General features: G+C 67.1%; 19 protein-coding genes. 12 read left to right on the top strand and 7 right to left on the bottom strand.

Annotated features, from left to right (window positions below; all coding sequences use genetic code 11):
- The first annotated feature begins 17 nt into the window (after window positions 1-17).
- On the top strand, window positions 18-665 hold the full coding sequence (locus B7G54_RS35950) for a GNAT family N-acetyltransferase (RefSeq protein ID WP_085043428.1): 648 nt from the start codon (window positions 18-20) through the stop codon (window positions 663-665).
- 67 nt (window positions 666-732) lie between these two features.
- On the opposite strand, the gene B7G54_RS35945 is transcribed toward B7G54_RS35950, so the two are convergent.
- Window positions 733-1,257, bottom strand: coding sequence for an Lrp/AsnC family transcriptional regulator (locus B7G54_RS35945; protein ID WP_085043427.1), 525 nt, complete (start codon window positions 1,255-1,257; stop codon window positions 733-735).
- A gap of 212 nt (window positions 1,258-1,469) precedes the next feature.
- On the opposite strand from B7G54_RS35945, the gene hppD reads away from it, so the two are divergent.
- Complete coding sequence (hppD, locus tag B7G54_RS35940; RefSeq protein WP_085043426.1) at window positions 1,470-2,567, top strand: 4-hydroxyphenylpyruvate dioxygenase; 1,098 nt, start codon at window positions 1,470-1,472, stop codon at window positions 2,565-2,567.
- A 132-nt stretch (window positions 2,568-2,699) separates the two neighbouring features.
- On the opposite strand, the gene B7G54_RS35935 is transcribed toward hppD, so the two are convergent.
- Complete coding sequence (locus tag B7G54_RS35935) at window positions 2,700-2,894, bottom strand: hypothetical protein (RefSeq protein ID WP_027788593.1); 195 nt, start codon at window positions 2,892-2,894, stop codon at window positions 2,700-2,702.
- 330 nt (window positions 2,895-3,224) lie between these two features.
- Here B7G54_RS35935 and B7G54_RS35930 point away from each other — a divergent pair, with 330 nt between their 5' ends.
- Window positions 3,225-6,815, top strand: a complete 3,591-nt coding sequence (locus B7G54_RS35930; protein WP_085043425.1) for an indolepyruvate ferredoxin oxidoreductase family protein — start codon at window positions 3,225-3,227, stop codon at window positions 6,813-6,815.
- 145 nt (window positions 6,816-6,960) lie between these two features.
- Here B7G54_RS35930 and B7G54_RS35925 read toward each other — a convergent pair whose 3' ends face one another.
- Window positions 6,961-9,231, bottom strand: a complete 2,271-nt coding sequence (locus B7G54_RS35925) for an NADP-dependent malic enzyme (protein ID WP_085043424.1) — start codon at window positions 9,229-9,231, stop codon at window positions 6,961-6,963.
- Between the two features lie 460 nt (window positions 9,232-9,691).
- Between B7G54_RS35925 and B7G54_RS35920 the strand changes: the two genes are divergently transcribed.
- From B7G54_RS35920 to B7G54_RS35890, 7 genes are all read left to right on the top strand, one after another.
- Window positions 9,692-10,378 carry an orotate phosphoribosyltransferase gene (locus B7G54_RS35920; RefSeq protein WP_011546659.1) on the top strand — a complete coding sequence of 229 codons (687 nt, stop codon included), beginning with the start codon at window positions 9,692-9,694 and terminating at the stop codon, window positions 10,376-10,378.
- A 240-nt stretch (window positions 10,379-10,618) separates the two neighbouring features.
- Window positions 10,619-11,212, top strand: a complete 594-nt coding sequence (locus tag B7G54_RS35915) for a YbhB/YbcL family Raf kinase inhibitor-like protein (RefSeq protein ID WP_085043423.1) — start codon at window positions 10,619-10,621, stop codon at window positions 11,210-11,212.
- Window positions 11,213-11,432: 220 nt separating this feature from the next.
- Complete coding sequence (locus tag B7G54_RS35910; protein ID WP_021158582.1) at window positions 11,433-12,005, top strand: flavodoxin family protein; 573 nt, start codon at window positions 11,433-11,435, stop codon at window positions 12,003-12,005.
- A 154-nt stretch (window positions 12,006-12,159) separates the two neighbouring features.
- Window positions 12,160-13,110, top strand: a complete 951-nt coding sequence (gene argC, locus B7G54_RS35905; RefSeq protein ID WP_085043422.1) for an N-acetyl-gamma-glutamyl-phosphate reductase — start codon at window positions 12,160-12,162, stop codon at window positions 13,108-13,110.
- 435 nt (window positions 13,111-13,545) lie between these two features.
- Complete coding sequence (locus B7G54_RS35900; RefSeq protein WP_085043421.1) at window positions 13,546-14,967, top strand: DUF2957 domain-containing protein; 1,422 nt, start codon at window positions 13,546-13,548, stop codon at window positions 14,965-14,967.
- 139 nt (window positions 14,968-15,106) lie between these two features.
- A complete protein-coding gene (locus tag B7G54_RS35895) occupies window positions 15,107-16,348 on the top strand; it encodes a DUF2957 domain-containing protein (RefSeq protein WP_085043420.1) in 1,242 nt (413 codons plus the stop codon).
- An 18-nt stretch (window positions 16,349-16,366) separates the two neighbouring features.
- Window positions 16,367-17,200 (top strand): OmpW/AlkL family protein, encoded by an 834-nt coding sequence (locus B7G54_RS35890; RefSeq protein ID WP_085043419.1) that lies wholly within the window; start codon window positions 16,367-16,369, stop codon window positions 17,198-17,200.
- 184 nt (window positions 17,201-17,384) lie between these two features.
- Here B7G54_RS35890 and B7G54_RS35885 read toward each other — a convergent pair whose 3' ends face one another.
- Window positions 17,385-18,314 (bottom strand): LysR family transcriptional regulator, encoded by a 930-nt coding sequence (locus tag B7G54_RS35885; protein ID WP_085043418.1) that lies wholly within the window; start codon window positions 18,312-18,314, stop codon window positions 17,385-17,387.
- Between the two features lie 97 nt (window positions 18,315-18,411).
- On the opposite strand from B7G54_RS35885, the gene B7G54_RS35880 reads away from it, so the two are divergent.
- Window positions 18,412-19,707, top strand: a complete 1,296-nt coding sequence (locus tag B7G54_RS35880; RefSeq protein WP_085043417.1) for an MFS transporter — start codon at window positions 18,412-18,414, stop codon at window positions 19,705-19,707.
- Window positions 19,708-19,792: 85 nt separating this feature from the next.
- Here B7G54_RS35880 and B7G54_RS35875 read toward each other — a convergent pair whose 3' ends face one another.
- Together B7G54_RS35875 and B7G54_RS35870 are read right to left on the bottom strand one after the other, a co-directional pair.
- Window positions 19,793-20,434 (bottom strand): LysE family translocator, encoded by a 642-nt coding sequence (locus B7G54_RS35875; RefSeq protein ID WP_085043416.1) that lies wholly within the window; start codon window positions 20,432-20,434, stop codon window positions 19,793-19,795.
- A gap of 75 nt (window positions 20,435-20,509) precedes the next feature.
- Window positions 20,510-21,418 (bottom strand): NAD(P)-dependent oxidoreductase, encoded by a 909-nt coding sequence (locus B7G54_RS35870; RefSeq protein ID WP_279628102.1) that lies wholly within the window; start codon window positions 21,416-21,418, stop codon window positions 20,510-20,512.
- Between the two features lie 57 nt (window positions 21,419-21,475).
- On the opposite strand from B7G54_RS35870, the gene B7G54_RS35865 reads away from it, so the two are divergent.
- Entirely contained in the window at window positions 21,476-22,228 is a 753-nt protein-coding gene (locus B7G54_RS35865) for a Mut7-C RNAse domain-containing protein (protein WP_085043414.1), read from the top strand.
- A 78-nt stretch (window positions 22,229-22,306) separates the two neighbouring features.
- On the opposite strand, the gene B7G54_RS35860 is transcribed toward B7G54_RS35865, so the two are convergent.
- Entirely contained in the window at window positions 22,307-22,540 is a 234-nt protein-coding gene (locus B7G54_RS35860) for a hypothetical protein (RefSeq protein WP_085043413.1), read from the bottom strand.
- Window positions 22,541-22,838: the final 298 nt, after the last annotated feature.

Genomic DNA, 22,838 nt, shown 5'->3' with positions numbered 1-22,838 from the left:
ACACTGAGGAACCCACGATGAACACGCAATTCAACGGCACTGCCGATGTCGTCGGCAACGCCGGTAGTGCGCCGGTTCTCGTCAGGGAACTGGCTTCCAAAGATCGTGAGCAGATGCTCACTCACTTTCTCTCGCTCGACGAAGAGGACCGCCTGCTGCGCTTCGGCCAGATGGTGCCCGATCACGTGATCGAGAACTATGTCCGCACGATCGACTTCGGTCGCGACACCGTGTTCGGCGTGTTCGACCACGACCTCGAGCTGATCGGCGTCGGCCACCTGGCCTACCTGCCGGCCGAGGGCGACAAGCGCACTGCCGAATTCGGCGTGTCGGTGCTCGAAAGCGCACGCGGCCGCGGCGTCGGCTCGAAGCTGTTCGAGCGCGCGGCGATCCGCAGCCGCAACACGCACGTGACGATGCTGTACATGCATTGCCTGTCGCGTAACGCGACGATGATGCACATCGCGAAGAAGTCCGGGATGCGTATCGAATACGCGTACGGCGAAGCCGATGCATACCTGTCGCTGCCGCCGGCCGACCACTCGACGATCATCGCCGAGATGCTGCAGGAACAGGCCGCGGTGTTCGACTACGCGATGAAGCGCCAGGCGCGCCGCACCACGAAGTTCATCGAATCGCTGATGCCCTCCGCGCTGACGGCCTGACGTCAACCCTGTCGGCCAGCCGGGCCGCGCCTGCGGCGCGCCCGGCCCCTCCCTTCCCCGCCGCGCACTAGCGCACCGAACGAATCGGCAACGCCGTCGTCTCCTTGAAGCATTCGAGCGAAAAGCTCGTCTTCACGTCGATCACCGACGGGTGATGCAGCAGATGCTCCTGCACGAAGCGGGAGAAATGCGCCATGTCCTCGACCTGCACGCGCAGCAGGTAATCCATATCCCCCGTCATCGCATGGCACGCGACCACTTCCGGCCAGGCCTGCACGGCCGCGCGAAACAGCTCCGCATGGGTCGCGCCCGCACGCGCCGACGTTTCGTCGGCCCGCGCCGGCGCGAGACCGCCGCGCTTCTCGAGCCGCACGCTCACGTACGCCAGCAGGTCGAGCCCGAGCTTCTGCGGATTCAGCAGCGCGACATAGCCGGTGATCACACCGATCTCCTCGAGCCGCCGGATCCGCCGCAGGCATGGGCTCGGCGACAGGTTCACGCGCTCGGCGATCTCCTGGTTCGACAGGCGCCCGTTCTCCTGAAGAATCGCGAGAATCCGCCGGTCGATGGCATCCAACTCGGCTTGCGCCATCTTCTGCCCTCCATTGAATATTTTGAGACTGGAAATTGCGTCATCGTAGGTTCGGGTAATCAAGTTCGCAAGTTTACGCTCGCGACTGCCCGCTACACTCTGTCGCACGTACCGATTCGTCGCGCACGCCGCCGCGTGTGCCACGTTCGACATCGAACCAGGCCGGGCATGCGCACGTCGCCCCGGCCGATCGCCCCCACAGGAGACACGCCATGCAGATCCCGAACTGGGACAACCCCGTCGGCACCGACGGCTTCGAATTCATCGAATACACGGCACCGGACCCGAAAGCGCTCGGACAACTGTTCGAACGGATGGGTTTCACCGCGATCGCGCGCCACCGCCACAAGGACGTGACGGTGTACCGCCAGGGCGACATCAACTTCATCATCAACGCCGAACCCGATTCGTTCGCACAACGCTTCGCACGCCTGCACGGCCCGTCGATCTGCGCGATCGCGTTCCGCGTGCAGGACGCCGCGAAGGCGTACAAGCGCGCGCTCGACCTCGGCGCCTGGGGCTTCGACAACAAGACGGGCCCGATGGAGCTGAACATCCCGGCGATCAAGGGCATCGGCGATTCGCTGATCTATTTCGTCGATCGCTGGCGCGGCAAGAACGGTGCGCAACCGGGTGCAATCGGCGACATCAGCATCTATGACGTCGACTTCGAGCCGATCGCCGGCGCGAACCCGAACCCGGTCGGCCACGGCCTCACCTATATCGACCACCTGACGCACAACGTACATCGCGGCCGCATGCAGGAATGGGCCGAGTTCTACGAGCGCCTGTTCAACTTCCGCGAAGTGCGCTACTTCGACATCGAAGGCAAGGTGACGGGCGTGAAATCGAAGGCGATGACGTCGCCGTGCGGCAAGATCCGCATCCCGATCAACGAGGAAGGTTCGGACACGGCCGGCCAGATCCAGGAATACCTCGATGCGTACCACGGCGAAGGCATCCAGCACATCGCGCTCGGCGCCACCGACATCTACCAGGCGGTCGACGGCCTGCGCAGCAAGGAAGTGAAGCTGCTCGACACGATCGACACGTATTACGAACTGGTCGACCGCCGCGTGCCGAACCACGGCGAATCGCTGGAAGAACTGAAGAAGCGCAAGATCCTGATCGACGGTGCGCGCGACGACCTGCTGCTGCAGATCTTCACCGAAAACCAGATCGGGCCGATCTTCTTCGAGATCATCCAGCGCAAGGGTAACCAGGGCTTCGGCGAAGGCAACTTCAAGGCGCTGTTCGAATCGATCGAGCTCGACCAGATCCGACGCGGCGTCGTGCAGGACAAGGCCTGACGCATCCGGCGGGCGGCTGCCCGGGGCAACCCGGCAGCCCGCACGATCCGGCGGCACAAAGAAAAAGGGCGGGAATCCTCGGATTCCCGCCCTTTTTGCATTCCGGCGCGGCCCGCAGGCCGCGCGACCGGATCAACGCGCGTTCGCCTTCGATGCGACGGCGCGCTCGGCCGACGGCTGCGCGACGGCGTCCTGGGCCGGCGCGATCTGCTGCATCTGCGCGCCGGCTGCCGCCAGTGCGCTCGCGCCTCGCGCGTGCACCGGGCCCGTCATCGAGAAAAACGCGGCGGACACGATCAGGAAACTCTGGATATGACGTGTGTTCATTGCACCTCCTGTAAAACTGCCGGCGCCTCCCCGATTGCGTCGGAACGAACCCACGCGGCCGGGCACCTCCGGCAGGCCGACAAGATTAACGGCATTTGCCCGCAGATGACCCCGGCTTTACATGCTTTTACATGATGTAACGCATGGTTCCGCCCTGTTTTTCTGATGCATCGCCGCAATCGCCCTGCATTCCAACCGATGGGCGGCGGGTTTGCCCCAGTGCTACCATCACTTAAAACCGGCCAATATGCCGGCCACTGCCGACGCGTCCACAAGATGCCCGAAGCAGTCGAGTTTTGGTGATCCCAAACTGGATGGAGGAGACTGTTAATGAATGCCCCGCTAGACGCAGGCCAACGCGCGTCCCTAGAAGCCGCGCTGAAGTCCGTCACGCTTGATGACAAATACACACTGGAACGCGGTCGCGCGTACATGAGCGGCATCCAGGCCCTCGTGCGCCTGCCGATGCTCCAGCAGGAACGCGATCGTGCCGCCGGTCTCAATACCGCCGGCTTCATCTCCGGCTATCGCGGTTCGCCGCTCGGCGGCCTCGACCTCTCGCTCTGGAAAGCCAAGCAGCACCTGGCGGCCCACCAGATCGTCTTCCAGCCCGGCCTCAACGAAGATCTCGCCGCCACCGCCGTGTGGGGCTCGCAGCAAGTGAACCTGTACCCCGGCGCGAAGCACGACGGCGTGTTCGGCATGTGGTACGGCAAAGGCCCGGGCGTCGACCGCACCGGCGACGTATTCAAGCATGCGAACTCGGCCGGCTCGTCGCAGCACGGCGGCGTGCTGGTGCTCGCCGGTGACGACCACGCGGCGAAATCGTCGACGCTCGCGCACCAGTCCGAACACATCTTCAAGGCTTGCGGGCTGCCCGTGCTGTTCCCGTCCAACGTGCAGGAATATCTCGATTTCGGCCTGCACGGCTGGGCAATGAGCCGCTACTCGGGCCTGTGGGTCGCGCTCAAGTGCGTGACGGACGTGGTCGAATCGTCGGCGTCGGTCGACATCGACCCGCATCGCACCGAGATCGTGCTGCCGACCGACTTCATCCTGCCGGAAGGCGGCCTGAACATCCGCTGGCCCGACCCGCCGCTCGTGCAGGAAGCGCGGCTGCTCGACTACAAGTGGTACGCGGCGCTCGCCTATGTGCGTGCGAACAAGCTCGACCGCATCGAGATCGATTCACCGAGCGCGCGCTTCGGGATCATGACGGGCGGCAAGGCTTACCTCGACGTGCGCCAGGCGCTGACGGACCTCGGCCTCGACGACGAAACCTGCGCGCGGATCGGCATCCGGCTCTACAAGGTCGGCTGCGTGTGGCCGCTCGAAGCGCAGGGCGCGCAGGCGTTTGCGCGCGGCCTCGACGAAATCCTCGTCGTCGAGGAAAAGCGCCAGATCCTCGAATACGCGATCAAGGAAGAGCTGTACAACTGGCCCGACGGCCAGCGGCCGCGCGTGTTCGGCAAGTTCGACGAAAAAGACGGCGCCGGCGGCGAATGGTCGGTGCCGATGGGCAACTGGCTGCTGCCCGCGCACTACGAGCTGTCGCCCGCGATCATCGCGAAGGCCATCGCGACGCGCCTCGAGAAGTTCGAGTTGCCTTCCGACGTGCGCGCACGCATCGCCGCGCGCCTCGCCGTGATCAACGCAAAGGAAATGGCGCTCGCGAAGCCGCACGTGCAGACCGAGCGCAAGCCGTGGTTCTGCTCGGGCTGCCCGCACAACACGTCGACCAACGTGCCGGAAGGCTCGCGCGCGATCGCCGGCATCGGCTGCCACTACATGACCGTGTGGATGGACCGCAGCACGAGCACCTTCAGCCAGATGGGCGGCGAAGGCGTGCCGTGGATCGGCCAGGCGCCGTTCACGGACGAGAAGCACGTGTTCGCGAACCTCGGCGACGGCACCTATTTCCACTCGGGCCTGCTGGCGGTGCGCGCGGCGATCTCGTCGAAGGCGAACATCACCTACAAGATCCTCTATAACGACGCGGTGGCGATGACGGGCGGCCAGCCGGTCGACGGCGTGCTGACGGTGCCGCAGATCACGCACCAGCTCGCGTCCGAAGGCGCGAAGAAGATCGTGATCGTCACCGACGAGCCGGAGAAGTACGACGGCCAGAAGGCGCTGCTCGCGCCGGGCGTGACGATTCATCACCGCGACCAGCTCGACGACGTGCAGCGCGAGCTGCGCGAGATCGAAGGCACGACGATCCTGATCTACGACCAGACCTGCGCGACCGAGAAGCGCCGCCGCCGCAAGCGCGGCACGTATCCGGACCCGGCGAAGCGCGTCGTGATCAACGACGCGGTGTGCGAAGGCTGCGGCGATTGCTCGGTGCAGTCGAACTGCCTGTCGGTCGAGCCGCTGGAAACCGAATTCGGCACGAAGCGCCAGATCAACCAGTCGAGCTGCAACAAGGATTTTTCGTGCGTGAAGGGCTTCTGCCCGAGCTTCGTCACGGTCGAGGGTGGCCAGCTGAAGAAGCCGAAGGCGGTGTCGGTCGACGGCAACGCACTGCCGCCGATCCCTGAACCGACGCTGCCGGACATCGACCGCGCATACGGCGTGCTCGTCACGGGCGTGGGCGGCACGGGCGTCGTCACGATCGGCGCACTGCTCGGCATGGCCGCGCACCTGGAGAACAAGGGCGTGACCGTGCTCGACGTCACCGGCCTCGCGCAGAAAGGCGGCGCCGTGATGAGCCACGTGCAGATCTCGCACGCGCCGACCGACATCCATGCGACGCGAATCGCGATGGGCGAGGCCGACCTCGTGATCGGCTGCGATGCGATCGTCACGGCCGGCGACGAATGCACGTCGCGGATGCGGCACGACACGACGCGCGTGGTCGTCAACAGCGCGCAGACGCCGACCGCCGAGTTCATCAAGAACCCGAACTGGGCGTTCCCGGGCCTATCCGCGGAGAACGACATCCGCGCGGCGGCAGGCGCTGACGTCGATTTCATCGATGCGAACCACTTCGCGGTCGCGCTGCTCGGCGACGCGATCTACACGAACCCGTTCGTGCTCGGCTACGCGTGGCAGAAAGGCTGGCTGCCGCTCACGCTCGCGTCGCTCGTCCGCGCGATCGAGCTGAATGCGGTATCAGTCGAGAAGAACCGCGCGGCATTCGACTGGGGCCGCCGCGCCGCGTACGACCTGGCGAGCGTGAAGCAGGCCGCGGCCGGCGATGCACGCCCCGCGCAAGGCGCCACGGTGATCGCGCTGCACACGAAGAAGGCGGTCGACGCCCTGATCGCGAAGCGCGTGGAATTCCTCACCGCGTACCAGAACGCCGCGTACGCAGCACGCTATGCGGCATTCGTCGACAAGGTGCGCGCAGCCGAGCGCACACTGGCAGACGGCGACACGGTGCAGGAGCAGCTGACCGAAGCGGTCGCGCGCAACCTGTTCAAGCTGATGGCGTACAAGGACGAATACGAGGTCGCGCGGCTGCAGTCCGATCGCGCGTTCCTCGCACGCCTGTCCGCGCAGTTCGAAGGCGACTGGAAGCTGAAATTCCACCTCGCGCCGCCGCTGTTCGCGAAGACGGACGCACACGGCCATCTCGTGAAGAAGGCGTACGGCCCGTGGATGATGTCGGCGTTCCGGCTGCTCGCGAAGGCGAAGTTCCTGCGCGGCTCGGGGCTCGACCCGTTCGGCCGGACCGAGGAGCGGCGCACCGAGCGTGCGCTGATCGGCGAGTACGAAGCGCTGATCGGCGAGGTGCTCGCCAAGCTGAACGCGGCCAACCGCCCGCTCGCCCTCGAGCTCGCGGCGCTGCCGGACGGCATTCGCGGCTACGGCCACGTGAAGGAGAACAACCTGCGTGCGGTACGCCAGAAGTGGAACACGCTGCTCGCGAAGTGGCGGGCGCCGGCAGGCGGCCAGTCGCACCAGCAGGTCGCGTAACGGCAAGCGGCGGGCATTCGCGGTCCGGATGCTCGCCGGCGTGCTGCCAACGGCTCGCGTCACGATAAAAAAACGCCACGGAACGCAGGTTCCGTGGCGTTTTTCATTGCGCCGCGCGTGAAGCGCGGCACACGCGGGCGTGGACTTACTTCGTGTTCACGTTCGCGGCGGCAACAGCCGTCATGTTGATGATCCGGCGCACGGTCGCGGCCGGCGTCAGAATGTGGACCGGCTTCGCCGCGCCGAGCAGGAACGGGCCGACCGTCACGCCTTCGCCGCCGACCATCTTCAGCAGGTTGTACGCGATGTTCGCGGCTTCGACGTTCGGCATGATCAGCAGGTTCGCCTCACCCGACAGCGTCGTGCCGGGGAAGGCCTGCTTGCGGATCATTTCCGACAGCGCCGCGTCGCCGTGCATTTCGCCGTCGACTTCCAGGTTCGGCGCACGTTCGACGATCAGCTTGCGGGCCTCGCCCATCCGGCGCGACGACGCGGACGGCGCGCTGCCGAAGTTCGAGTTCGACAGCAGCGCGGCCTTCGGCACGATGCCGAAGCGCTCGATCTCGGCCGCGGCCTGGATCGTCATGTCGGCAAGCTGTTCGGCGCTCGGCAGCTCGTTCACGTAGGTATCGCACACGAACAGGTTGCGGCCCGGCAGCATCAGCAGGTTCATCGCCGCGAAGTGCTCGGCGCCCTTCGCGCGGCCCAGCACCTGCTCGATGAACTTCAGGTGGCTGTGGAACGTGTCGATCATCCCGCAGATCATCCCGTCCGCGTCGCCCAGATGCACGAGCATCGCGCCGATCAGCGTGTTGAACTTGCGCATCGCGGCCTTCGCGACTTCCGGCGTCACGCCGTCACGCGCGCCAATCTCCTGATACGCCTGCCAGTAGCGGTGGTAGCGCGCGTCGTCTTCCGGATCGACGATCTCGAAATCGACGCCGGCCTTCAGCTTCGAGCCGATCTTCGCGAGGCGCATGTCGACGACCGACGGACGGCCGATGATGATCGGCTTCGCGATCTTTTCCTGCAGCACGAACTGCGCGGCGCGCAGCACGCGCTCGTCCTCGCCCTCGGCGAACACGATGCGGGCCTGCTTCTGCTTCGCGGTCGCGAACACCGGGCGCATCACCATGCCGGTGCGGTAGACGGTCGCACCGAGCTGCTCGCGGTACGCGTCCATGTCCTGGATCGGGCGGGTTGCAACGCCCGAATCCATCGCGGCTTGCGCGACGGCCGGCGCGATCTTGATGATCAGGCGCGGGTCGAACGGCTTCGGAATCAGGTAGTCCGGCCCGAATTCGAGCGAGTGGCCTTCATACGCCTTCGCGACTTCCTCGCTCTGGTCGGTTTCCTGCGCCAGCTCGGCGATCGCGCGCACGCATGCGAGCTTCATTTCTTCCGTGATCGTCGTCGCGCCGACGTCGAGCGCGCCGCGGAAGATGAACGGGAAGCACAGCACGTTGTTGACCTGGTTCGGGTAGTCCGAACGGCCGGTCGCGACGATCGCGTCCGGGCGCACGGCCTTCGCGTCTTCCGGGCGGATTTCCGGTTCCGGGTTCGCGAGCGCCAGGATCAGCGGGCGGTCGCCCATCGTCTTGACCATGTCCTGCTTCAGCACGCCCGCGCTCGAGCAGCCGAGGAACACGTCCGCGCCGACGATCGCGTCGGCGAGCGTGCGTGCGTCGGTCGTCGCCGCATAGCGCTGCTTCGACGGATCGAGGTTGCCGCGCCCTTCGTAGATCACGCCCTTCGAATCGGCAACGAGGATGTTCGACTTCGTCAGGCCGAGGTTCACCAGCAGGTCCAGACACGCGATGGCCGCAGCGCCCGCGCCCGAGCACACGAGCTTCACTTCGGACAGCTGCTTGCCGACGACCTTCAGGCCGTTCAGGATCGCGGCCGACGCGATGATCGCGGTGCCGTGCTGGTCATCGTGGAAGACCGGGATCTTCATGCGCTCGCGCAGCTTCTGCTCGATGTAGAAGCATTCCGGCGCCTTGATGTCTTCGAGGTTGATGCCGCCGAGCGTCGGCTCGAGCATCGCGATCGCCTCGACGAGCTTGTCGGGGTCGGACTCCGACAGTTCGATGTCGAACACGTCGATGCCCGCGAATTTCTTGAAGAGGCAGCCCTTGCCTTCCATCACCGGCTTCGCAGCGAGCGGGCCGATGTTGCCGAGGCCGAGCACGGCGGTGCCGTTCGTGATGACGCCGACGAGATTGCCGCGCGACGTGTACTTCTGCGCGTCGAGCGGATCGGCGTGGATCGCTTCGCACGCAGCGGCGACGCCCGGCGAATACGCGAGCGACAGATCGAGCTGGTTCGACAGCGGCTTGGTCGGGGTGACCGAAATCTTGCCGGGTTTCGGGTTCAGGTGATAAGCGAGTGCGGCCTGCTTCAGTTGTTCGTCCATGATTGACCTGCGAGAGACATGCGAAATATTGACGGTTCAGTACACAGCACCTTCGGCCGCGTCTGCTTGAATCGAGGGGGTGATCGACTGCGAGACGGCACGCGACGCGCCGGATCGGCACGCCATCGAACCTTGGCGGGTGGCAAGAGGAAAGTACAAAGTACTGAACGATTTCTAAGGGTCGCCTAGTGTACACCCCGCGCATGACGCGCGTTGGTGCAGCGCCGCATCCTCTGCATCAGCGTGCGGGCGGTCCGGCCCCGCTTGTTTCGCCGGTGGTGAGCCGCGCGGCCAACCCGCGCAAATTCCGCCGAAAACCGGCCTGAATCGGGTAAAATAGCGGGCTACGCGCGCAGCGATGCGATTGGTGCTCCGATCGCGCCCCGGCCCTCTGGGCAGGTTCCCCTTGCTGCGCCACCGGGCCCGCGCCCGCTCTTCGCTCATCACCCAAGGAATGCCCATGACAGGCTACGATCGTCAGTCGATCTCGGATACGACCGCCAAAATCCTGCTCGAAGTGCAGGCAGTGCACTTCAACGCAGAAAAACCGTTCATCTTCACGTCCGGCTGGGCGAGCCCCGTTTATATCGACTGCCGCAAGCTGATTTCGTATCCGCGCGTGCGCCGCGCGCTGATGGAAATGGCTGAAACGACGATCACGCGCGACATCGGCTTCGAGCAGATCGACGCGGTGGCGGGCGGCGAGACGGCCGGCATCCCGTTCGCGGCATGGATCGCAGACCGGATGATGGTGCCGATGCAGTACGTGCGCAAGAAGCCGAAGGGTTTCGGCCGCAACGCGCAGATCGAAGGCCATCTGGAAGAAGGCTCGCGCGTGCTGCTGGTGGAAGACCTGACGACCGACAGCCGCAGCAAGATCAACTTCGTCAACGCGCTGCGCACCGCAGGCGCGACGGTGAACCATTGCTTCGTGCTGTTCCACTACGACATCTTCAAGGAAAGCGTGTCGGTCCTGAAGGACATCGACGTCGACCTGCACGCGCTCGCCACGTGGTGGGACGTGCTGCGCGTCGCGAAGGCGTCGGGCTACTTCGAGACGAAGACGCTCGACGAAGTCGAGAAATTCCTGCACGCACCGGCCGAGTGGTCGGCTGCACACGGCGGCGCGACGGCCCCGAAGGAATGACGCCGCGCCGGCCCGCAGGCCGGCGTCCTGGCTGAACAAGCCGCCCGCTTCATCGCGGGCGGCTTTTTTTCGTCCGCCGATTCGCGCAGGAATCGATCGCGACCACGGGTCGCGGTGTGCATCGCTCATCGAACCCTAATGCTAGACTTGATCCATCGCTGCCATCAGCTGCGCGGGCAACGCACCACGCCAACAACGCCGGGAGTATCAGCCCGGCCCACGTGACGGGAGAAGCGCCATATGCGTGTGGATCGCCGGATCACTCCGCCTGCGCCATCGGGTCGCCCGTCGCCGTTCCTCGCCCCCCTCCTTTACGCCGCCCTCCTCACAGCCCTGCCCGCACATGCGGAAGGCCCGTTCACCGTGACGAGCGACGACCTGACGCCGGGCGGGCGCGTCCGCGCCGCGAACGTGTTCGACCGCGGCGACTGCAAGGGCGGCAACCACTCGCCGCAACTCACCTGGCACAACCCGCCGCCCGGCACGCGCGGCTACGCGGTCACGATCTTCGATCCCGACGCGCCGGGGCACGGCTGGTGGCACTGGGCCGTGGCGAGCATTCCCGCGACGGTCACGAGCCTGCCTGCCGACGCGAGCGCGTCCGGCTTCCTGCGGCGCATCGGCGCGAGCGAGGCACGCAACGACTTCGGGATCGACGGCTACGGCGGCCCGTGCCCGCCGCCCGGCAAGCCGCACCGCTACGTGATCACCGTCTACGCGCTGAAGGGCGACGACCTGCGTGTCGCGCAGGGCCGCCCCGCGCCGATGTTCGAGCACGAGATCGGCACGCTGTCGATCGGCACCGCGCAACTTACGGTCAACTACGGGCAGTAACGAACGTCGGGCGCCGGGCAACGCGCCGCCGCGTCGCGATTGCCTGCCGCCATGAAATGGCGTACTCCGCGCCCGCGTGTTTTCCCGTCATTTCGGCTTGCTAGACTCGTCGTCACCGGTCGCGGCGACACGCCGCGCATCCGTCGCGCCGCCCATCGGCGACGCGTGACGCGGCGCGCCGCTGCGGCCGCCGTTTTCGTTCCTTTCCGGAGAACGCCTCATGTCGAACATCGTCATCGTCTATCACAGCGGCTACGGTCACACGCAGAAACTGGCCGAGGCCGTGCACGCGGGCGCGCAGGACGCCGGTGCGACCGTGCGCCTGCTCGCCGTCGGCGACGTCGACGACGCGGGCTGGGCCGCGCTCGACGCGGCCGACGCGATCGTCTTCGGCGCGCCGACCTACATGGGCGGCCCGTCGGCGCAGTTCAAGCAATTCGCCGATGCAACGTCGAAAGCGTGGTTCACGCAGAAATGGAAGGACAAGATTGCCGCGGGCTTCACGAACTCCGCGACGATGAATGGCGACAAGTTCTCGACGATTCAATATTTCGTCACGCTGTCGATGCAGCATGGGATGGTGTGGGTCGGCACGAGCCTGATGCCGGCCAACTCGAAGGCGGCCACGCGCAACGACATCAACTACCTGGGCGGCTCGACGGGCCTGCTCGCGCAGTCGCCGGCGGATGCGACGCCCGACGAAGGCCCGCTGCCGGGCGACCTCGAGACCGGGAAGGCATTCGGCCGGCGGGTCGCCGAAGCGACCGCCCGCTGGGTCGCCGGCCGTGGCTGAACACCCCCGAACGCCCGCACCGGCGGGCATCAAAGGGACACAAGACGGCCCGCCGGCCGTCTTTTTTTCGCCCCGCGCGGTGCAGGCCCGCCGGATGACGTCTTAAAATGGCGGATTCAGGGCGCGGGCCCCCGTTTCATTCAGTGAGAGCGAAATGAGCACCAAAGTTTTTGTCGACGGCCAGGAAGGTACGACGGGCCTCAAGATCTTCGAATACCTGTCGGCACGCAGCGACATCGAGATCCTGCGCATCGATGAAGCGAAGCGCAAGGACGTCGAAGAGCGCCGCCGCCTGATCAACGCATCGGACGTCACGTTCCTGTGCCTGCCGGACGTCGCGTCGCGCGAATCGGCCTCGCTCGTCGAGAACCCGAACACGACGCTGATCGATGCGAGCACCGCGTTCCGCACCAGCGCCGACTGGGCCTACGGCCTGCCGGAACTGACCCGCGCACAGCGCGAGAAGATTCGCACGTCGAAGCGCATCGCGGTGCCGGGCTGCCACGCATCGGCCTTCGTGCTCGCGATGCGTCCGCTCGTCGATGCGGGCATCGTCGCACCGACGTTCGCCGCGCACAGCTACTCGATCACCGGCTACAGCGGCGGCGGCAAGTCGATGATCGCCGACTACGAAAGCGCGGCGCCGGGCGGCAAGCTTGCAAGCCCGCGCCCGTACGCGCTCGGCCTCACGCACAAGCACCTGCCGGAAATGGCCGCGCACACGGGCCTCGCGAACCCGCCGATCTTCACGCCGATCGTCGGCCCGTTCCTGAAGGGTCTCGCGGTGACGACCTACTTCACGCCCGAGCAGCTCGCGAAGGGCGCGACGCCGCAGGACGTTCAGCGCGTGTTCGCCGAGTACTACGCGGACGAAGCATTCGTGCGCGTCGCGCCGTTCGATGCGGACGCGAACCTCGACGGCGGCTTCTTCGACGTGCAGGCGAACAACGACACGAACCGGGTCGACCTGTTCGTGTTCGGCAACGAAACGCGCTTCGTCACGGTCGCGCGCCTCGACAACCTCGGCAAGGGCGCATCGGGCGCCGCGATCCAGTGCATGAACCTGAACATCGGCGCGGCCGAGGACGCCGGTCTCAAACGCTGATTCAGCATCGCATGCAATGCAAAGCCGGCCACTGGCCGGCTTTTTATTTACCCCTGTCACGCAATATATAAAAAATTCCAGGTCGCGCATTTACAAATATTTACAAGCTTTCGATTGCGCGATTACCAGTGAATTAATCCCTCCCCTTCTTTATCCAGTCAATCCCGAATAGGGATAAACCGGATACCGCCGCTTTAAACGCTGCCGTTATACGCAGGAAGGCGCTTCGCCGGCCTGTCCGGCGTCGCACATTCCCCACTCCGGCCGCTTCCCGCAGCTTGCCGCACGTTTTAATTCTTACCGAATGCCATGCCCGGCAAGGATTAAATACACGATGCCCGTTTCAATCGCCTTTTTTAGACGGGTTCATCAATTGACAGCAAAAATCCAGGCAGCGACATTAGCTCGCACAATTAAACGATTGGAGACAGCGGCATGTCGCACGCCTTATCGAAGGGGGTGGCAACGGCCTTTGCCATTGCCCCTTTCCTGGTTGCATGTGGTGGGGGGGACGGCGGCGCACCTGCGCCGATCAATGCGCCCCAATGTTCCGGATCGAGCTGCGGCACGCAAGGGCCGCCGCCGTCGCAGCCCGTCAACGGTTCGCTGTGCCCGGCCAACGCCGACATCGTGAAGAGCACGTACCTCGGCGGCGCCGGTAGCGGCGAGATCGTCAGCGTCAACATCGACGCCGTGGCAATGACCTACACGCTCAAGTGGCTCGAATCGCCGATTCCGCTCGCGACCGGTACGGTCACGCCGAGCCGTGCAGGCACGACGATCACCGGTGCGGTCATGCACCCGCCGACCGGCGTGCTACCGACCGCCGAGCAGACACGCTGCGCGTTCATCCTCACGCCAGGCTCGGGCAAGGCGCCGAACGGCTCGGCCTACTCGACGGCCGCCGACTTCAACCAGGCGAACCCGCCGATGCTGCTGGTCGGCATGGGCGTCGCGGGCGGCGGCATTCCGGGTGCGACGGTCCAGTACGACGGGCTGACGATCATCCCCGGCGTGCTCCAGAACGTCGGCCAGGTGCCGAACCGTCACTTCGATTTCTACCCGTTCCTCGGCTTCGCGAGCACGACGACGGATATCTCGAAGCTGCCGGGCACGTACAACGCGCTGATCTACCACCTCGTGCCGTCGGGCAACTACGCGACGAAGGGCACGAACTCGAGCGAGACGTTCGACGCGAACGGCGCGTGCACGTCGACGAGCACGGGTGGCTGCCAGACGACCGGCAATCCGTGGACCATGAACACCGCGAACGGCGGCTACTTCGACAGCACGAAGGCACCGCAGACGCTGCCGCAAACGCAGTTGCCGCTCATCGGCGCGACCGGCAAGTCGGCGACCGCGCACATGGTGATCGGCCAGCTCAACGGCGCGACGGTGCCGGTGATCGTGCGTACGGGCAACGTGAACCTCGGCACGCCGCCGCTGCATACCGACGCGCAGGTCGACGACGAGTCGGGCATCGCGGTGCTCGGCGCGGCGACGGCAATCACGTCGGGCGCGATCGACGGCGGCTACGCGGGTGCGGACTCGAACTTCAAGTACACGGCTGCGCTGATCCGCGGCAGCAACGCGTCGTTCATCAATCCGAGCACGCAGGCCGAGGAAGACGGCTTCACGCTCGACTACGGCCAGGCGACGCCAGGCCTGCTGAACGCGACGACGACGCCGCCGAGCGGTGCGAGCTACCCGTCCGCATCGGGCGTGGTGATCGCGACGGGCGGGCTGTACGCGGCGCTGATCCAGGGCACGGTGAACGGCGGCGTCACGTCGACGTCGGCGAACTCGAGCACGTCGTCGACACCGTACTTCGGCGTGGGCGCGCAGATCAGCAAGTAGCGGACGAGGGCGCGACGGCGGGCTGGCCGCCGTCGCGCAACGCACGAGCGCGCGGCACGGCGCAGGCAGGACGAGCACAAGCAACAGAAGCGGCCGACAGGGAGCTGGCCGCCACACAAGACAAATCTGGAGGAGCAACATGAAGCGCAACCTCATTCTGGCGGCGGCCCTTGCCGCCCCCCTTCTTTCTGCCTGCGGCGGCGGCAGCGACAACCCGCCCCCGCTCGTCGAAGACCGGCTCTGCCCTGCCTCGCTCGACTACAGCACCGTGTTTACGGGCGGCGCGGGCAGCGGCGAACTCGCCAAGGTCCAGCTCGACACGACCAAGATGACCTGGCAGGTCACGTATGTCGAATCGGCGGTGCCGCAAACGACCGGCACCGTCGTGCCGACCCGCGCGGGCACCGTCGACAGCGGCACGCTCACGCAGGAAACAATGCTGCCGACCAACAAGCTGAACCAGTGCGCGTTCCGCCTGAACGGTGCGAGCCTCGACGCGTCGCGCCCGGCACGCATCTTCGTCGGCTTCGGCGTCGCGGGCGGCACGATTCCCGGCAAGGAGATCCAGTTCGGCGGTGTGCTCGGCCAGGCCGCGGTGCCCGACACGAAATTCCCGTACTACCCGTTCATCGGCTTCTCGTCGATCGAAACCGACATCACGAAGGTGGCGGGAACATACAGCCATGTGGGCTTCGGTGAAGTGCCGTCGCAGAACTTCGCGCCAGCGTCGATCGACGCGAAGGTGACGATCAACGCCGACGGCAGCTGGACCAAGTGCGACTCGACCGGCCAGTTCGCCGGCGGCGCGTGCGCGCAGCAAGGCACGAGCTTCGTCCAGTCGGCGGACGGCAGCGGCGCGTTCCAGTCGAACAACTACGCGAGCCAGCTGAAGCCGACGCTGTCGGCGACGCCGCAGGGCAAAGGCTTCATGATCGTCGGCAAGCTGCGCAACCAACTCGTGCCGATCCTCGTGCGCACGGGGGTCGCGAACCCGAACCCGACGCCCGACAGCAACGGCGTGCCGGGCCTCACCGCCGACGACGAATCGAGCATCTCGATCCTTTCGCCGCAAACGGCGGTCGCGGTCGGTTCGCAGAACGGCGAGTACATCGGCGTCGACAGCGAGTTCAACTACCGGACCACCGCGCTGATCAACAGCCAGGCAACGCTGCTGGATCCGTTCCAGCCGTCGCAGGCGTCACTCACGAGGGTTCTCGACCTCGACTACACGCAGAAGGTGCCGGGCACGGTCACGACGATCCACACGGGTGCCAGCAGCTCGACGCCGACCGGCAAGTTCATCTTCACGGGTGGCGTGTTCGGTTTCCTCGACAACGCCGGATCGACGCCGTATTTCACGATCGGCGCGTTCGTCCAGTAAGCGGAGGGGGAAGCCGTGATGAAGAAAACCCTTCTCTGCGCGGCGGCCGGCGCCGCCGTGCTGGCGCCGCTCGCGGCGCACGCGCAGAGCGCCGGCAGCAACGTCGTCACGCTGGGCTGGTTCCACGTGATGCCGCAGCAGAGCAGCACGCCGATGACGACCAACGTCGCGCCGACGCCGATCAACACGCCGCTGCGGCTGCCGCCGTCGTTCACGTCGCCGGGCACCGGGCTGCGCACGAGCGGCGCCGACACCGTCGGCCTGACGATCAGCCACTTCCTGACCGACCACATTGCGGTCACGTCGGTGGCCGGCGTGCCGCCGGTGTTCAAGGTATCGGGCCAGGGCACCATCAGGCCGCCCGGCCCTGCCGGCGCACTCGGCACGCAGAACATCGGGCTGGCGTCGGTCAACCCGATCGTGAAGAGCGTGCGGCAGTGGAGCCCGGCGATGCTGCTGCAGTACTACTTCGGCGCGGCAACTGCGAAGTTCCGGCCGTTCCTCGGCCTCGGCGTGTCGTACAACTGGTTCAGCGACCTGCAGCTCAACACCAACTTCATCAAGCAGACGCAGGACAACCTCGGCGCGATTCTCGCGGCGGGCGCGGGCAAGCCGGGTACGACATCGGTGGAAGCGAAGGCGTCGTCGTCATGGCAGCCGGTGTTCAACGCCGGCCTGCAGTACAACATGACCGAGCATTTCGGGCTGATTGCGTCGGTGACATACATCCCGCTGAAGACGACGTCGACGGTGACGATCAAGGCGGCCGACGGCACGGTGCTCTCGGAGTCGAAATCGGACCTGAAGGCCGACCCGATCATCAGCTACGTCGGGATGACGTACAAGTTCTGAGCGCGGCGACGGACGGCGAATGGAAGGCCGCGACAAAATCGCAGGCAAAAAAAAGCCCGCCTAAGAGGCGGGCTGAATCCATATCAGAGGAGACATGGAGGAGACAGGGACAACTATACCGAATCGATTTCCGCAATGCAACATTTCCGTAGAGAAAATAAGGATTTTCCCTCGAATGTCGCCTCTAGACCGCCTTCGCTGCATCTGACCCCGCCCTGTTTACCCGGTCGAGCACTTCGCCCAGTGCATCGCGCAGCAGCGCGGCGGGCCGCACCAGCCGGCCCGGCAGCGCGCCGTGCACGATCCACACGTTGATCCGCGTCTCGAGCCCCACCGTTTCCACCACCCTCAGCGCATCGCGATGCGCGCTGCGCGCCAGCGCGTTCGGCGCGGCAATGCCGATGCCCGCGCCGCGCGCGACGAGCGACAGCTGCAACTCCGAGCCGAACGCCTCGACCGCGACGTCGAACGGCAGCCCGGCCGCGCCGAGCGTGCGGCTCAGCGCCGAGCGCATCCCGCAGCCGTCCTGGCTCAGCACCCACGGAAAACCCGACAGCGTGTCGATCGACAGCGGACCGTCCGGCAGCGGGAAGTCGCGCGCGGCGACGAGCACCGTCGGCTGCGTGCCGAGCAGCGTCGACGTGAACGTGTCGGGCAGTGCCACGCTGGCCGGCACCATCACGGCCGCGACGTCGAGCGTGCCGCGCTCGATGCCCTGCATCAGCGCCGGCGACCAGCCGGCCGTCACGCGCAGCGTGAGGCGAGGAAACGCGTCGCGCAGCCGGTCGATCGGCTGCTCGAGTGCCAGCTCGGACAGGAACGGCGGCACGCCGATGCGCAGCTCGCCCGACGGCTCGCTGTCCGGCGCGCCCGCCGCCATCAGCTCGTCGACCGCGCCCAGCACGTTGCGCGCGAGCGCGTAGACGTCGCGCCCGGCGGCGGTCGGCTTCAGCGGCTTGCTTTGCCGGTCGAGCAGCGGCATGCCGAGCAGCGTTTCGAGATTCTGCACGCGCCGCGTCAGGCCCGGCTGCGTCAGGTGGAGCTTCGCGGCCGCGGCGACCATCGACCCGCTGTCGACCACCGCGACGAATGCCTGGAGATCACGCGTATTCAAAACAAACTCGCATAATCATGTTAGAGATATTTCAATTGTCGCATAAACATCGACCACCTACGATGGGGACTCCTTCGCCCCACTCGCCAGGCTTCCGATGAACTGCCCTGCCAATCCTTGCCCCGCCGCCGTCCGCACGCCCGTCGGCCCGACCGCCGGCACGCCGCCCGCGCTGAGCGCGGGCATGACGCTGTTCTTCGCCGCGACCGTCGGCGTGATCGTGATGGACCTGTTCGCCGCGCAACCGCTGACAGGCCCGATCAGCGCCGACCTGCACCTGCCGCCCGGCCTGGCCGGCCTCGTCGCAATGCTGCCGCAGCTCGGCTACGCGGCCGGGCTCGTGCTGCTCGTGCCGCTCGTCGACCTGCTCGAGAATCGCCGCCTGATCGTCGCGACGCTGGCCGCGTGCGCGGCCGCGCTCGCGCTGCCCGCGTTCACGCGGTCGGGCACCGTGTTCCTGCTGGCGACGCTCGTGGCCGGCGCCGCGTCGAGCGTGATCCAGATGCTCGTGCCGATGGCCGCGTCGATGGCACCCGAGGCGCAGCGCGGCCGCGCGGTCGGCAACGTGATGAGCGGGCTGATGCTCGGCATCCTGCTGTCGCGGCCGCTCGCGAGCCTGATCGCGGGCTCGGCCGGCTGGCGCGGGTTCTACGTGCTGGCCGCGCTCGCGAATGCCGCGATCGCCGTCGTGCTCGCGCTGCGCCTGCCGTCGCGCACGCCGTCGATCACGGCCGGCTACCGCACGCTGCTCGCGTCGATGGGGCGCCTGCTGGCCGAAGAACCGGTGCTGCGCCGGCACGCGCTGTCGGCCGCGCTCGCGATGGCCGCGTTCAGCGCATTCTGGACCGCGGTCGGGCTGCGGCTCGCGCAGCCGCCGTTCGGCCTTGACCTGCATGGGATCGCCCTGTTCGCGTTCGCCGGTGCCAGCGGCGCGATCGTCACGCCGCTCGCCGGCCGTGCCGGCGACCGCGGCCACGGCCCGGCCGCGCAGCGGATCGCGCACGGCACGATGCTCGTGGCGCTCGTCGTGCTCGGGATCGCGGGCGCCGGCTGGTTCGGCTTCGACGCACACGCGCATCGCGGCTTCGCGCTCGCGCTGCTGGCCGGCGGCGCGGCTTTGCTCGATGCGGGCGTCATCGTCGACCAGACGATCGGCCGCCGCGAGATCAACCTGCTGAACCCGGCCGCACGCGGCCGCCTGAACGGGCTGTTCGTCGGACTGTTCTTCATCGGCGGCGCGCTCGGCGCGGTGCTCGCTGGCAGCGCGTGGGCCTGGGGCGGGTGGAGTGCGGTGTGCAGCGTCGGGTTCGCGTTCGCCGGCGCGGCCGCCGTCTTCGGGCTCGCGGCCGGACGCCGGGCCGGCGCAGCGGCGTTGACTCGCCCGCGTGCGTAAGCGAGCGTGACGCAGGCCCGAAAAGCCGAACGCCCCGCCCTCTTGCGAGGGACGGGGCGTTCGGCGCACCGGTGTCAGGGCGAAATCAGTGACGGACGAGTGCCATCATCGCGCCGAAGCCGACGAACAGCCCGCCCGTCAGCCGGTTGAAGATCTTCGCCACGCTCTGGCTCTTCAGCGTCGCGCCGATGCGCGTGCCGAACGACGCATAGACGAGATACCAGCTCACCTCGATCACCGCGAACGTGACGACGAGAATGCCGAACTGCGGCAGCGTCGGCTCGGCCGCGTTGATGAACTGCGGCAGCAGCGCAGCCGCGAACAGGATCGCCTTCGGGTTGCTGCCCGCGACGAGGAAGCCGTTGCGGAACAGCGTCCCGCGCGAGGCGGGCGCGGACTGGCGCGAGATGGTTTCAACGTCGGCGGCAGGCTGCTCGTCGTCGACGCGTGCGCGCCACGCCTTCACGCCAAGGTAGATCAGGTAGGCCGCACCCGCGAAACGCAGCGTGTTGAACATCGCCGGCCAGGCCTCGAGCACCGCGCCGAGGCCCGCCGCCGACACCGACAGCATCAGCACCAGCGCCGTGAGGCAGCCGGCCATCGTCCATGCCGAACGCCGCAGCCCGTGCCGCGCGCCGTGCGTCATCACCAGCAGCATGTTCGGGCCCGGAATCGCCGATATGACGAACACCGTCGCCACGAAAAGCCACCACGTATGCAAGTTCATGACCGCCTCAGCCTGGATGTACGGAAAACGAAACGTCGATTATGCCGGTGCGCCGGCCTTCTGTCGCGCGACGGATCAGCGGCCCGCGCGGCGCAGCGCGACTTCGCCGAGCACCGCGAAATCCTGGTCGCCGCCGCCGTGCGCGAGCGCGTCGAGCAGGTTGTCGCGCACGACGCTCGCCACCGGCAGCGGCACCGAGACGGCGTCGCCGGCTTCAAGCGCGAGGCGAACGTCCTTCAGCCCGAGGCGCGCCTTGAAGCGCGCGGGCTCGTAGCGCCGCTCGGCGATCATCGAGCCGTAGCCTTCGTAGACAGGCCCCGGAAACACGCTGCCGGTGATCACGTCGAGGAAGTCGCGCATCGCGACGCCGTGTGCGCCCAGCAGCGCGGACGCCTCGCCGAGCGTCTCGATCGCCGACGCGAGCGTGAAGTTCGCGGCGATCTTCGCGACGTTCGCGTGCTGCGGCAGCGAACCGAACCGCCAGGTCTTCTGGCCAATCGCGTCGAACAGCGGCTGCACGCGGTCGATCGCCTCGGCCGGGCCGCCCGCCATGATCGTCAGGCGCGCGGCGGCCGCGACGTCGGGCCGCCCCATCACCGGCGCGGCGACGTAATGGATGCCGCGCGATGCATGCGCGTGCGCGAGCGATTCGGCCAGCGCGACCGAGACCGTCGCCATGTTGACGTGAATCAGGCCACGCGGCGCCTGCGCAAGCAGCGCGTCGTCGAAGATCGCGCGCGCAGCGGCGTCGTCGGCCAGCATCGAGAACACCGCGTCGCCGCGAAACGCGTCGGCCGGCGTGTCGACGATCTGCGCACCGGCCGCGGCGAGCGGCTCGGCGCGCTCGCGCGACCGGTTCCAGACCCGCACCGTGTGCCCCGCCTTCAGCAGGTTCGTCGCGATTGCCTGCCCCATTTCACCCAGCCCGATAAATCCGAGATCCATTACCCGCTCCTTCGCTCCGTGAAGCCGGGAGTTAAACACAGATGCGGGGTGTCTGCAGGGCACGCGGCCGGCCAAGCGCGGTGCGATACTGCGCGCATGGCGACCGCGACCTTCCGCTTCCACGACGAACTGAACGCCTTTCTCCCGCGCATACAGCGCGACCGCGCGTTCGGGCACGCATGCGCGCGCGATGCGACGGTGAAGCACGCGATCGAGGCGCTCGGCGTCCCGCATACCGAAATCGGCCGGCTCTGCGTGAACGACGCACCGGCCGCGCTCGACCGGCCGCTCGGCGACGGCGACCGGGTCGAAGCCTTCCCGGAGCGCGCGCAGCCGGCGGCGAGCGGGACCGCCGCGCCGCAACCGGTGCAATGGCGCTTCGTCGCCGACGCGCATCTCGGCGGCCTCGCGCAACTGCTGCGTCTCGCGGGCTTCGACACCTGCTACGACAACCACTACCGCGACGACGAGCTCGCGGCGCTCGCCGCGCGCGAGAGCCGGATCGTGCTGACCCGCGACCGCGAGCTGCTCAAGCGGCGCGCGGTCGAGCGCGGCTGCTACCTGCACGCGCTGCAGCCGGCCGACCAGCTGCGCGAACTGTTCGAGCGGCTCGATCTCGCGCCGCACATGCGGCCGTTCCGGCTGTGCCTGCGCTGCAACGCACCGCTGCATCCGCTCGACGCGGCCGCTGCCGCGCCGCGCGTGCCGGCCGGCGTCCGGCAGCGGCACCGGCGCTTCGCCGCGTGCGACGTGTGCCGGCGCGTGTTCTGGGAAGGCTCGCACTGGCGGCGCATGCGTACGGTGGTCGATGCGATGCGCGCGCCGCCGGCCGGCGAACACAACGCCTGAAAAAAACAAAACCCCGCATGCCGGAACATGCGGGGTCTCGCGACTGGCGGCCGGCGGTGCCGGCCCCGGGCGAAGCGCTTAGTTGGCTGCGCCTGCGTCGTTCGTGCCGGCTGCCGATGCAGCGGCGGCCTTCGCCTTGCCCTTGGCCGAACCGTGTTGCTTCAGCTGGTGCTTCGGCTTGCTGTGATCCTTCTTGGCCGGTGCCGGAGCGGCTGCCGACGTGTCGGCTGCCGGCGCGGACGCCTGTGCGAATGCCGAAACCGATGCGAGTGCGAATGCTGCGGCGATGATCGAAGCGAGCGTCTTCTTCATTGTTCTTCCTTTAGCGGAGAAAAAATCAAACGTACCGGTAAGTAAAGATGCGAGGCATTCGCATCGGAGCCCCAGGCCGCGAGGCCGGCTTGCGCCGTTCCGCCGCGACAAAACCTGACGCACTGGTTCCATAACGCATCGCGTTCGCGGCAAGTTGACACGTTGCTTGCGCCCCTCGGGTTTCCCCGGGGGAACACGCACCTCCCCGCGTCGGCGATCGTTCCGGCGGCTGCGGCGACGGCGCTGCCAACCCGCTCGCGCGCCGCCGGGGCGACGCTTATACTGGCGTCCATCCGTC

It is taken from the genome of Burkholderia puraquae (genome assembly GCF_002099195.1).
GTDB classification, from domain to species: Bacteria; Pseudomonadota; Gammaproteobacteria; order Burkholderiales; family Burkholderiaceae; genus Burkholderia; species Burkholderia puraquae.
Note: the sequence above shows the minus strand (reverse complement) of the source record. Positions and strands in the feature narration are given on the sequence as shown.